This window comes from Pseudomonas sp. NFACC45 (assembly GCF_900113505.1).
Taxonomy (GTDB): domain Bacteria; phylum Pseudomonadota; class Gammaproteobacteria; order Pseudomonadales; family Pseudomonadaceae; genus Aquipseudomonas; species Aquipseudomonas tehranensis.
Genome location: NZ_FOPO01000004.1, coordinates 16,028 through 27,520, shown reverse-complemented (window position 1 = coordinate 27,520; position 11,493 = coordinate 16,028). Strand labels below are relative to the sequence as shown.

10 protein-coding genes are annotated in these 11,493 nt (G+C 58.2%); 4 read left to right on the top strand and 6 right to left on the bottom strand.

Annotation, left to right across the window (positions count from 1 at the left end; all coding sequences use genetic code 11):
* Positions 1–6 precede the first annotated feature (6 nt).
* The 4 genes from BM132_RS08210 to BM132_RS08195 are packed head-to-tail and all read right to left on the bottom strand — an operon-like array spanning position 7 to position 3,890.
* The gene (locus BM132_RS08210; protein WP_092396769.1) at positions 7–693 is read right to left on the bottom strand and encodes a glutathione S-transferase family protein; all 687 of its coding nucleotides are present in this window, start codon (positions 691–693) and stop codon (positions 7–9) included.
* Positions 690–1,211 carry a GNAT family N-acetyltransferase gene (locus tag BM132_RS08205; RefSeq protein ID WP_092454509.1) on the bottom strand — a complete coding sequence of 174 codons (522 nt, stop codon included), beginning with the start codon at positions 1,209–1,211 and terminating at the stop codon, positions 690–692. The genes BM132_RS08210 and BM132_RS08205 overlap by 4 nt, the downstream gene beginning before the upstream one ends.
* A gap of 32 nt (positions 1,212–1,243) precedes the next feature.
* Positions 1,244–2,683, bottom strand: a complete 1,440-nt coding sequence (locus BM132_RS08200; RefSeq protein WP_092454507.1) for an NAD-dependent succinate-semialdehyde dehydrogenase — start codon at positions 2,681–2,683, stop codon at positions 1,244–1,246.
* Between the two features lie 22 nt (positions 2,684–2,705).
* Positions 2,706–3,890, bottom strand: a complete 1,185-nt coding sequence (locus BM132_RS08195; RefSeq protein WP_092454506.1) for an iron-containing alcohol dehydrogenase — start codon at positions 3,888–3,890, stop codon at positions 2,706–2,708.
* A gap of 147 nt (positions 3,891–4,037) precedes the next feature.
* On the opposite strand from BM132_RS08195, the gene BM132_RS08190 reads away from it, so the two are divergent.
* Complete coding sequence (locus tag BM132_RS08190; RefSeq protein ID WP_092454504.1) at positions 4,038–4,832, top strand: alpha/beta fold hydrolase; 795 nt, start codon at positions 4,038–4,040, stop codon at positions 4,830–4,832.
* A 29-nt stretch (positions 4,833–4,861) separates the two neighbouring features.
* Here BM132_RS08190 and BM132_RS08185 read toward each other — a convergent pair whose 3' ends face one another.
* Together BM132_RS08185 and BM132_RS08180 are read right to left on the bottom strand one after the other, a co-directional pair.
* Positions 4,862–6,628: a S8/S53 family peptidase gene (locus tag BM132_RS08185; protein WP_092454502.1), complete on the bottom strand. Its 1,767-nt coding sequence runs from the start codon at positions 6,626–6,628 to the stop codon at positions 4,862–4,864.
* Positions 6,629–6,877: 249 nt separating this feature from the next.
* On the bottom strand, positions 6,878–7,384 hold the full coding sequence (locus tag BM132_RS08180; RefSeq protein WP_092455067.1) for a transporter suffix domain-containing protein: 507 nt from the start codon (positions 7,382–7,384) through the stop codon (positions 6,878–6,880).
* A 117-nt stretch (positions 7,385–7,501) separates the two neighbouring features.
* Between BM132_RS08180 and BM132_RS08175 the strand changes: the two genes are divergently transcribed.
* Genes BM132_RS08175 through BM132_RS08165 form a run of 3 tightly spaced genes read left to right on the top strand, consistent with a single transcriptional unit; the run spans position 7,502 to position 11,178 of the window.
* Positions 7,502–9,028 (top strand): TolC family protein, encoded by a 1,527-nt coding sequence (locus BM132_RS08175; protein ID WP_092454499.1) that lies wholly within the window; start codon positions 7,502–7,504, stop codon positions 9,026–9,028.
* A complete protein-coding gene (locus BM132_RS08170; RefSeq protein WP_092454497.1) occupies positions 9,021–10,160 on the top strand; it encodes an HlyD family secretion protein in 1,140 nt (379 codons plus the stop codon). Before BM132_RS08175 ends, BM132_RS08170 begins: the two co-directional genes overlap by 8 nt.
* On the top strand, positions 10,150–11,178 hold the full coding sequence (locus tag BM132_RS08165; RefSeq protein ID WP_092454495.1) for a DUF2955 domain-containing protein: 1,029 nt from the start codon (positions 10,150–10,152) through the stop codon (positions 11,176–11,178). The genes BM132_RS08170 and BM132_RS08165 overlap by 11 nt, the downstream gene beginning before the upstream one ends.
* The last annotated feature ends 315 nt before the right edge of the window (positions 11,179–11,493 follow it).

Below are 11,493 nucleotides of genomic sequence, written 5' to 3'. Positions count from 1 at the left end.
CAATATTCAGACGACGGCGAGGCGGGGGTCGAACTCTTCCTTGACTAGACCAAAGGTTTCATAGCCGGGGTGCTGCGACAGACACGCGTAGGGGCTTTGCCAACCTTCCAGGCTGGCGATGCGGCCCAGCCAGTCAATGACAGTCCCAGGCAGATCCACCTGGGCCTGATTACTCCAGAACAGATAGCCGGCCAGGGAGAAGTCAGCGATGGACAACTCGTCGTCCAGAATGAAGCGGCGACCATCGCGCAACTCTTTGTCTAGTCTGCCGATGTCTTCTTTGAACCGACTGGCCAACCATTGCACGGCACCCGGTGGGTAATCATCGGGGAAGTAATTTCGGGCCAGGCGCAGGTGCGGCAGTGACAGGCCAAGTTTGTTGGCTTCCCACATCAGCCATTCCTTGCACGAGAGCGTGCCTTTGCGCCCGCTACCGCCGAACAGCCCAAGGGTATCGGCCAGTTCGATCAGGATGGCGTTGGATTGCACGTAGTGCGTCTGGCCGATGCTCACCAGTGGTACTTCACCAAAGCGCGCCAGACTTAACGACCTGAATGGTTCGGGGCGTGCGTCCCGCTCAACGAGAATATCCACTTGGCGATAGGTGTAATTCACCTTGGCCACATCCAGCATTAACTTGACCTTATAGCTGTGTCCGGACTCCGGGTGGCCGTACAGGGTGATCGGATTCATGGGCATTGCTCCTCTCGGGTGTGGGTCATCCAGTGGACATCGATCCAACCGATAGGCGTTTCGATTGCCTGGGGCCACAGCCCGATGTCCTTGAAGCCGGCTTTGCGGTAGCAATTGATCGCCAGCAGGTTCTCTTTTTTTACGCCCAGGTCGACCCGGGCAACGTTGAATCGGGTATACGCCAGTGCCAACGCCTGACGCAGGATGGCCTGGCCATAACCCTTGCCACGTGATTCGGGATCGCCAATAAGGATCCGCGCAAAGCGCAAGGACAGATGTGGCCAAATGTCCGAAAACTCGATGTGGCCGATCAATTTTTCGTCCTGGTCCACCACGGCGTAGAGGAAACGCCATGGATAACGTTCTTGGGCCTTGGCCAGATAGCGTTCAAGTTGTTCCTTGTCCAGAGGATAGGTAAAGGTGGCTCCTGCCCACAGGGAAAGGGTTTGTGGCCCATCGATCCAGGAAATAACCGTATCGAAATCGCTAGCTTGAAAGGTTCTGAGGGTGATGTTCATCGTGTTGCCTCATGTGCAATGCGGCGTATTTTTCAGGGCCGGGTCAGTTCGCTGACAAAGACAGTGGACAAATAATTGTCGTAAGTCTCCATGCCGCCTTCGCTGCCGTAGCCACTTTCCTTGATTCCACCGAAGGGCGTTTCCGGCATGCCGAGACCGTAGTGGTTGATCGAAATCATGCCTGCTTCCAAGCCTTCGATGAGCTTGGCGCATTCTTGGCGATCCTCGCTGAATCCATAGGCAGCAAGGCCATAGGGGAGTGCATTGGCCAGCTCGATCACGGTGTCCAGATCGTCGAACGTGTTGACCGGGATCACCGGGCCGAAAGGTTCCTCCTGCATGAGACGGGCGCTTGCAGGCACATTGGCGAGCACCGTGGGCTGGAAATAATTTCCCGGCCGGTCCATCCGGCTGCCACCCGTCAGCAGGCTGGCGCCTTCGGCCAGGCTGTCATCTATGAGGTCTTGGAGACGTTTTATTTGGCGCTCGTTACACAAGGGCCCCATTTTGGTCTCAGGGTCCATGCCATCGCCCACCTTGACCTTGCAGGTCTTGTCAAGAAGGGTGGAGACGAACTTATCCATCACTGACTCGTGGACATAGAAACGCGAAGGGGAAATGCAAATTTGCCCGGCGTTACGGAACTTGGCTTCCACCAGCAAGGTGCACACCTTGTCGATATCACTGCTGGCGCAGACAATCACAGCAGCATGGCCGCCCAGTTCCATGCTGACCCTCTTCATTTTCGCCCCCGCCTGGGCCGCGAGTTTTTTCCCCACGGCAATGGAGCCTGTGAATGAGACTTTGGCAATGACCGGGGAGTCGATCAGATAGCTGGAGATTTGTTCAGGGTGCCCCCAAACCAGGTTCAGGCAACCCTCGGGCAGACCTGCCCGATGAAAGATATCGGCGAGCGCCGCGACCGCCGAAGGCGCTTCCTCGGGTCCCTTGAGAATCAGCGTGCAGCCGGCACCCAATGCTGCGCAGACTTTGCGAATGGCTTGGTTGAAAGGGAAGTTCCAGGGTGTGAATGCGCAACACACGCCCACCGGCCTTTTAACCACCAATTGACGAACCTTGGGATTTCGAGCGGGGATCAGTCTTCCATACAAACGCTTGCATTCTTCGGCGTGCCATTTGGCGTGCTCTGCACAAAAACGCACTTCTGCAAGGGCTTCGGCCAGGGGTTTGCCTTGATCGAGGGTCATCCGGGCGGCGATGGATTCGGCTTCGCTCAAGATAATGCGGTAGGCCTCATAGAGCACTTTGCTTCGCTCTTCGGCGCTGCAAGCTCGCCACTTCAGGAACGCTTGTTGCGCGACCTTCAGGGCGTGGTCCAGGTCACCGAGTTGGGCACAGGCCAAGCGTCCGAGTTTCTGATGGGTACTGGGGTTTATGATGTCGATGCAAGGCTTGTCATCGTGAGGGTAAATCCACTCACCGTTGATAAACAAACCAATGTCCTTATACATATGACCTCCTTTGGGTGCTGGCTCAGCGTCCGAACCAGGCGTTGTCGATGATGGTTTTGTAATGTTGTTGCGAGAGGGTTTGCGGATTTGTCCGCGCGGTAGGGTCTGCCGTAGCCAGTTGTGCGATGTACTCGGAGTCGAAGGGTTCGTGGATGATTTGGCTCAGGCGACTGGGTATTCCCAGATCCGCCAGGAACTCTCTGAGCCAGGTGACGAAAGACTCATACCCAGGCTGCAGCAGGTTCAGGTTTTCGCTGAGCCGGACGAGTTTGTCCTCAATGACCGGGCGGTTGTAGGCGACCACATAGGGCAGTAACACGCCATTGGTCAGGCCGTGGTGCGTTCCGTACACGCCACCTATGGAGTGGCTGACTGCGTGCACGGCGCCCAAGCCTTTGTGAAAGGCCACGGCGCCCATCAAGGCGGCGGCGCTCAGGTAACAGCGCGCCTGCAGGTTGCTTCCCTCCCGGAAAACGATAGGTAGCCATTGCTTGATCAAGCACATGGCCTGGAGGGCGATGCCGTCTCCCATCGGATGGAAACCGTTAGCGCAATAGGCTTCAAAGGCATGGGAAAACGCATCGATCCCCACCGCCGCCGAGATGGACGCCGGCACCGTCAGGGTCAGTGCCGGGTCGACGATCACCAGGCTGGAGAGCATCTTGGGATGGAATATCAGCCGTTTGCGATTATCCAGTGTGTCCAGCAGCACGGCGGCCCGACCGACCTCCGCGCCCGTTCCTGCGGTGGTTGGCACACTGATAATCGGCGGGAGATTGTCATTCGCTGCTTTCCAGAGGTTGGGCAGGCTTTCGAAGGTCCAGATCGGTTTGGTTTGCACCGCCATGAAGGCGATGGCCTTGGCCAGATCCAGAGCACTCCCGCCACCGATGCCGATGACCGAGTCTCGGGCGGACTCATTGAAAATACCGATGCCTCTGTCGAGCATCTCGGTATCTGGATCGGAGCGAAAGCTGGAAAAAATCTTCAGATCAATGCCCGCCTGGCTGCAACGCTCCAAGGCACGGACGATCAGTGGATGCTCCACCAGCATTGTATCAATGACTACCAGAGGCCTGTGTTTGCCCAGTAGCACGCATCCATTGACCAGTTCGCTGATCCGTTCGACACCAAACCAGATGGGGGTGGGGTAACTCCAGTCGGCACTGAACTGCTGCGAATTGAACGTTGAGTTGATCGTCTGCATGGCGTTCCTCCTTTTGGCCTTTTTAGGTTGTGTACAGGGAGGAGTTCAACGCACAAAAGCTGATTCCACGGTTTAGAAAAAATGACCTGAACAATGCGTGAGAGGGCTTAAGATCAAAGAGGAACCTGGCTTGGGGAAAGTGCGTAGATGTTGAATCTGATTGAGCTCAACGCAAGCGGAGAAATTTGCCTGGTATTGATCCATGGCACAGCAGGTAGTCCGCATTCCACCTGGGAAAGGTTTGTCAGTCACCTGAACGGGGCGTATCGGGTTCTGGCGGTCGACCTGTCGCGTCTGGAGCAGGCGAGCGCAGCAACGCAGACGGTAACGGAGTTGGGCAGACTGATTGCCAGACAGATTCAGGAGCGCGCGGTTGAAGGCGTTCACCTGATAGGGTATTCACTGGGTGCGGCGCTGGCGATTGAGGTGGCCAGCGTCGTTCCCCGGCATATCTTGACGCTGAGCTTGATCGCGCCGTTCGACAATGCCCGTGACCCGCTGGTACATAGCACCTTTGAACATTGGCATCGGCTGCTCGAGAAGAACCCCAGGGAGCTGGCGACCAACATTATCAGCCAAGGCTTTTCCGCCGCGTGGTGCCGGGCCATGGGACCCGCGCAGGTAGCTGTTTACAGCGAGGCGTTTTATCTACGGGTTCATTGGCCCGGTGTCGTCGTCCAGTTGGCCCTCAACCTATCCCTGGATGTCGCGTCGCAGGTCCCGCGGATTCAGTGTCCGACGGCGGTGATCATTGGCTTGGACGACCGGTTGGTCCCGGTCAGGGTGAGTGTTGCGTTGTATCGACGATTGGCCAACGGCAGCCTGTTTTCCCTGCCATGTGGGCACTTGTTGACGGCCGAGGATCCCCAGGGCGTGGCACAGATTGTTCAATCCTTTATCGCCCGGTTCGCCGCCGCACCAACTGCACCAGACTGCTTGTGATCCGCCGGCCAGGAATCCGCGAGCATGATTCAACGCACGCGCGTACGACTCTGCTCAGCCAGATCCAGCGCTTTTTGCATGTCCAGTCGCGCCGAACGCCCCACGTCCTTGTCGTTAAGCTGATAGCTACGCTCCGACGGCAGGATGGGGGCGGTTAGGTCCTCGCCGTCCATGCGTTCGAAGTCGTGATTTTCACCGATGGTCATGGCGCTGCGCCGTAGCAGCATGCGTAGTTGCTCGGGCTGAAGTTGCGGGTTGATGGATAGCATCGCCGCCAGCAGGCCCGCGACCATGGGTGTGGCGTAGGATGTGCCGCAATGCACTGCGCCGTTTTCGCCGGCGCGGGTGGTCGAGGCGTGGGCGCAAGCGGCGGCGGTGATGTCCACGCGCATGTCGATATTCGAGGAGCTGCGCTGGACCGCATAGGCCGGGTCATCGACGGCCACCCCGGCGCGCTCGCTGCGCTGGTGTCCGCCGACCACCAGCAGTTGTTCGGTGATGAACGAAGAGGGCAGGCGGTACTCATCGGTGCCCGAGAACGACGACCCATTGCCGGCGGAGTTCACCACCACCACGTCGGGATGCTCCTTGCGCAGCCACAGGAAAAACTCTTCCAGCAGTTCCTCGTAACCACTCATGGCGATGCCTGAGCGCAACAGCGAGTCGACTTCATCGCCTTTGACGTTTTTCGCGCCAACGCGGTGAATGCCCCAGCTCCAGTTGAGCACCCGCACGCCGTCTTCCACGAGGTTGACCGAGGCGGCGATGGTGGCGGTGATCCCGGCATCGGAATTGCGCTCGACAATGACTTCGAAGCCCCCACTGGCTTTGTCCAGACCCCGGAGAAAACCGGTGTTGCCACCGTCATCCCAGCGTGCGGCGAGGATGCCGGCGACGGTGGTGCCGTGGTTGTCTGGTGTGTTCGCGTCGCGCGCATAAACGCAGGTGCGCGGCAGTGAGCAGTCGCCGAGGTAGTCGGCGAAATCGGCGGTGTCGAAATCCACGTTACGTTCGATCAGGCCGATGCGCACCGGTTGTGGGCGGGTGGGCGGTTGCCGCGCGGGTATGCGCCGCTGGTAGTAGTTCACCGCGTCGAGAAAACGATTGGCGGCCCACTCATCGGAGTCCAGGGCCGGCTTTTTCGGTTCTTCAGGGCGGTTGGCGGCTTGCTCGGCCTCTTCGGCCGCCGACTCCTCGATCACCACGGCATCGACGCTGGTCTCACTGCCCATCCGCAGCACCAGCGCGTCGCGCTGCACCAGGTCCTTGGCCGGCAAACGAAGCTGGTACAGGTTCAGGGGAGCAATACTGCCAACGACCGTGGCGCCGTATTTTTGGGCAAGACGCTCAGCTTCCTGGCGCCCATCGTGATTCTCCTCGATCAACAGGCTGACCAGATCGACGTAGGTGCTCAAGCCGTCCATGTTCTTCGCCACTTCGTCTGGCCCGGCGGCCCGTACGTGACTGTTGCGCAGGCTCAGCCAGGCTGCATTGCTGACGCGCTGTCCGTCTTCCAGCCAAAGAGGGCCGCTCTGATAGGCGGCGCTGTCCAGGCGCACGCGCAGGGTTTCGCCTTCGCGCTGGACAATGAGCGCGGGTAGCGTCTTTTCACCCAGTTTCAGTTGTGGTGTTTGATTGCCCAAGCCGCGCACGGTCAGGCACCAGTCCTGGTGCTGGTTTTGCAGCAGGTCACCGCAGCGGTCCAGGCGTTCCAGGCGCAGCGGTTCTTGTGCGGCGGCCGCAGTGTGGGCGGCCAACGTGAGCAACGTAGCGAGGACAGCGAATCGTAAGGACATGGGTCAGGTTTCTTTGCCGAGGGACCTGGTGTTCCGACTGCTCCGTCGCCTGTTTCGTTCAGCGAGAAGAGCAACGGCGGCTGACTCGGAGCGTCTGGGCAGAAAACCATTCAATCAGTGATCTATAACCCCTTCGCCAGCCCCCGAGCCAGCATAACGAAGTCGAAAGCGACTCGCGGTTCGAAGCCGGCTGCCTCGCAGGCAGTTAAACGTCCGCTTGGGTTGAAAGCCTTCGTTTCTATCGTCGACTCACGTCGTACTTGAGTCTGAGACACGTGCAGTTCGCACAAATAACGCGTGTACCTTCTCCCAAAAATTCCCCCCGAGTACAAAAAAGCTGCTAATCAGCATGACGTCACCCAACAGTTGAGCCTGCCAGAGGTTCGGTCTGAGACCTGGCCAGAAGGCATCGACGTAAGGCTCGAGAAATGAGCAGATCAACGGCAAGCAGAACATCACGATGCCGATTCGATGACGAACCGGGCCAACTTCGTCCTTCATGGAAGGCACAAGCCCGGACACGTAACCGACCAAGCTGCCCTTCAACTGCTGGAAGCCGGCCTTGCCCATGACGGCGATGACCAGAATCAGCAGGACTTTGTTGCTGATAAACAGCACTCCAGTCAGCGCTGCGATTTTTGAACCAGGCACATCGAGCGCTGCCGCGACCGGCACCATTAACCAGGAGCCAAGCATCAGACAAATGATGGCTATACCCAGTTTGAATCGCCATTTAGCGGTATGGGGAGAATTCATGGTTGCCGTACCTTTTTGACTGGACTTATCAAATGTGACGATGCTTGAAGAGCTTAGCAGTCTGCGGGCGATCAGGGCGTCTATGCTCCTGTAGTCTTCCTTGACTGGGAAAAACGCATGCATCTGACGCGATCGGGCCAACTGCTAGTGTTTGGAGTGCTCGGCTTGAGTGGCTGCGTGCGCCTGGGGCCAGACTTTCAGTCACCGAGGGAGGCGTGGCCAGGACATTGGACGACTCCTGCCCTTGAGCAAGTCAGCCAACGCAGCCGGACCCCGGACTTTCGTCAATGGTGGCAAGTTTTCGGCGACCCGGTCCTCAATCGTCTGATTGCTGAGGCGGATGCCAACAATTCAGACCTTAAAGTTGCTGGTCTGCGGGTGATTGAGGCGCGGGCTCAGTTGGGTATTGCCCAGAGCGGGCGTTACCCACAACTGCAGCAAGCCAGCGCCGACAGTCTGTACTTCAACCGTAATCAATCCGGCGGGAGTCATCCGCAAAACAGTCATTTCTGGCAATACAGTGCGGGGTTCGACATGGGTTGGGAGTTGGACTTCTGGGGGCGTTTCAGTCGCGCCATTGAATCATCCGATGCCAGTTACTTCGCCGCCCAGGCCAATTTCGAAGACGGGCTGGTTCTGCTACGCGCCCAACTGGCCAGTACTTATTTTTCGCTGCGTACCACCGAAGCACGTTTGCGTGTGGCTAAGGAAAACGCCAAACAGCAAAAACGTAACTTCGAGATAACCGAGAGGCTATTCAAGAGCGGCCAGAATGCAGAGCTCGACCTGCAACAAGCCAGAACCCAATACCTGGGGACCCTCAGTACCATCCCCAACTTCGAGGATCAGATTCTGCGTACCCGTAACTCGTTGTCCGTATTGATTGGACGGCCGCCCGGCGCTCTACCGCAACTGGTCGAAAATGAAGGATGGATTCCGCTGGTGGACCGTGCAGTGCTGCAGGATGTACCGGCTAATCTGCTGCTGCGCAGGCCCGACGTACGTGCAGCTGAGCTCAATGTCGCGGCTCAGTCGGCCCTGATCGGCGTGGCCGAAACCGATTTCTATCCGTCGCTGACCTTGCTGGGCAGCATCGTTTGGACGACTGATACGCTCAATGGCACGCCCAGGAGTCTGGACCTGATCGGTGGCCCGAGTCTGCGCTGGAATCTGTTCGACCATGGCCAGATCAGTAACAACGTGCGCGTGCAGGATGCGCGGTTGCAGCAACTGATCGAAGGTTACCGCGAAAAGGTGCGCCAAGCTGCACGCGAGGCAGATGACGCAGCTAATGGACTGATCAAGTCCCTGGAGCGCGAAGCCATCCTGCGTGAGGCCGAAGTCGCCGCCAAGCGCTCGCTGGTGCTGGCCAACGCCCTGTATCGGGAAGGGTATTCGGACTTCCAGCGGGTGCTCGACTCGCAACGTGCGCTGCTGGAGCAACAGGACAATTACCTGGTCAGCCGCAGCAATGCCGTCAGCAATGTGATTGCCCTATACAAAGCGCTGGGCGGCGGTTGGTACAGCGTCCGACCGAAAGTTGATCCGGCCACCCGCCAGCAAATGGAAGAGCGCACGGACTGGGACAATTTGTTGGATGAGCCTTCAGCAGCGGAACCCAAAAAGGTCAACAATCATGAGTGAAGCCGCGCGGTCTTCCCCCGATGCCTCTTCCCCCGAGGCGCCAGAACCACCAGTTGAATCCGGCTCAAAAGGCATCAAGTGGGTACTGATCTTAATCACACTGAGTCTGGCCTGGTACTTGTTGGCTGACCGCTTTACGCCTTATACGCAACAGGCTCGAGTAGGTGCCTTTGTGATTCCGGTCGCTGCGGAAGTGGCTGGCCGAGTCATCCGCGTCAACGTGCGTAACAATCAGGACGTCAAGGCGGGAGACGTGCTGTTCGAAGTGGATCCTCAGCCATATCAGATTGCCGTCGACCGTGCGCGTGCAGATCTTGAGTCCACCCGTCGACAGATCGGTGCCAGCACCGCCGGCATCGCCGCGGCGCAAGCCAATTTGCGAGCGGCCCAGGCGAATGAACTCAAGGCGCAGCAGGATAACCAGCGCCTCGAGGGTTTGTACCGCGAAGACCCTGGCACCATTTCCGTACGCTTGCTCGAAGTATCTCGTGCCAACTACCAACAAGCGGTCAGCCAGGTCGCCGCCGCCCGTGCCGAGGTCCAGCGCGCGCGCGAGCAAGAGGGCGGCAGTGCGGAAAACAACGCTTTGCTGCGCAGCGCCGCCACCGCGTTGTCGAAAGCTGAACTCGATCAGGCTAATACACAGATTCGCGCACGTTCGGCAGGTTTGATCACCGATCTACGCACCGACGCGGGGCAGTTCGCGGCCATCGGCAGCCCAGTCATGACCCTGATCGCCATCCATGATGTATGGGTCAGCGCAGACATGACCGAAAACAACCTCGGTCTGGTCAAGCCCCAGACACCGGTTGCGATCGTTCTGGATGCATTGCCAGGCGAAGTGTTCGACGGGCGTGTCCGCAGTGTCGGCTACGGCGTCAGCGTGGGGCCGACGACGGCGCCCGGTACATTGGCAACTGTGCAGAACAGCCGGGATTGGCTTCGTCCGGCACAGCGTTTTCCGGTGATCATCGAATTTTCCGAGGAATCAATGGCCAGGCTGCGTGACACTCGCGCGATACGTGCCGGTGGCCAAGCCGAGGTCATGGCTTTCCCCTCTCAAAGCAACCCGCTGAACCCACTGGGTCGCTTATTTCTGAGACTGATGAGTTGGCTGTCTTATGTCTACTAAGCGGACGCCGAGGACTCAGCGGGCGTTACGCCTGGCTACAGGCACCGCGCTGTGCCTTGCGATCAGCTTCGGCGTGGCCTTGCCGATTCCCTTTATCGCGCCCGTGCTTGCGGTACTTTTGATCGCCACCCTCAATCGTCCGTTGCAACTCAAGGCCGGACTGACACTTGCACTGGCAGCGATGTTGACCACCGGTGTAGGCCTATTGCTTATCCCAATTCTGCGCTACTACTCGTTCAGCGGCATTCTCCTGGTCGGCGTGAGCCTGTTCCTGGTTTTTCGCTTGGGTCTGCGTGGCGGCAATAACCTGATCGTCACGTTTCTGGTGATCGGCCTGACCATGATCTCCTCAGCTGGCTTCGTCGATTTTGACTTGGCGATGATGATCATCGGTGCATTAGTGAAAGGCTTGATCCTCGCCGTCATGGTGCTGGCGATAAGTCATTGGCTGTTTCCCGAGTCAGCCAATACGCCGTCACCACCCGCGGCCCCGACCCTGCGAGCGGAAGACGTCGACAGGGTTGCGCTGCGCGCTGCGCTGATTGTATTACCGGCGTTTCTGGTGGCCCTGATTGATCCGGCCAGTTACCTGCCCATTGTCTTGAAAGCGGTCAGCCTGGGTCAGCAGAGCTCCACAACGACGTCGCGTAATGCCGCTCGCGAATTGCTTGGCTCGACCTTGTTAGGAGGCCTGCTGGCGGTGTTGTTCTGGTGTGCACTGAGCCTTTTTGTACACCTATGGATGTTCTTCCTTTGGATGTTGCTGTTCGGCCTCGCGCTGGCGTGCAAGCTATATGGACTAAGCCCCACACGCTTAAGCCCGGGGTTCTGGCTCAACAGCCTGATCACGCTGATTATTCTGCTAGGCCAGTCGGTTCAAGACAGTATTGCAGGCAAGGATGTCTACACGGCGTTTGCCGTACGCATGGGACTGTTCATTCTCGTGACGCTATATGCCTGCCTGATGGTTCATATTCTGGATCAGCGACAACCAAGACAAGCTCAGGAATTAATCTGACTGGATAAAACGCCTCATGGTCGCTACTTTTCTGAGCCAGCGAATCGCAGTTCCTCAGATGTTGGCCGAGGCCAAGCGGCGATTGGATTCAGAGTCCCGCGATGAGTAAAGCTTCAGCCAGCCTGGCATTACCTTGCGCAGCTGCCGCAGACTGGTTGCATCGATAGCAGCGTAGAAGCTCGTCCAAGAACCTCTCTTCGTTTCGTAAAGTGGCAACCAGACTCAAGCGTGTCTATTGTTTTTGGCGACAGATTGCTATCGGAGGCATGGACATGAGTCAGAGCATCTCGCCCGCAGCTTCAGCTGTGGGGAACA

Coding starts and splice junctions, on each gene's coding strand:
- BM132_RS08210 (WP_092396769.1), bottom strand. CDS start 693: ATGAATCCGATCACCCTGTACGGCCACCCGGAGTCCGGACACAGCTAT.
- BM132_RS08205 (WP_092454509.1), bottom strand. CDS start 1,211: ATGAACATCACCCTCAGAACCTTTCAAGCTAGCGATTTCGATACGGTT.
- BM132_RS08200 (WP_092454507.1), bottom strand. CDS start 2,683: ATGTATAAGGACATTGGTTTGTTTATCAACGGTGAGTGGATTTACCCT.
- BM132_RS08195 (WP_092454506.1), bottom strand. CDS start 3,890: ATGCAGACGATCAACTCAACGTTCAATTCGCAGCAGTTCAGTGCCGAC.
- BM132_RS08190 (WP_092454504.1), top strand. CDS start 4,038: ATGTTGAATCTGATTGAGCTCAACGCAAGCGGAGAAATTTGCCTGGTA.
- BM132_RS08185 (WP_092454502.1), bottom strand. CDS start 6,628: ATGTCCTTACGATTCGCTGTCCTCGCTACGTTGCTCACGTTGGCCGCC.
- BM132_RS08180 (WP_092455067.1), bottom strand. CDS start 7,384: ATGAATTCTCCCCATACCGCTAAATGGCGATTCAAACTGGGTATAGCC.
- BM132_RS08175 (WP_092454499.1), top strand. CDS start 7,502: ATGCATCTGACGCGATCGGGCCAACTGCTAGTGTTTGGAGTGCTCGGC.
- BM132_RS08170 (WP_092454497.1), top strand. CDS start 9,021: ATGAGTGAAGCCGCGCGGTCTTCCCCCGATGCCTCTTCCCCCGAGGCG.
- BM132_RS08165 (WP_092454495.1), top strand. CDS start 10,150: ATGTCTACTAAGCGGACGCCGAGGACTCAGCGGGCGTTACGCCTGGCT.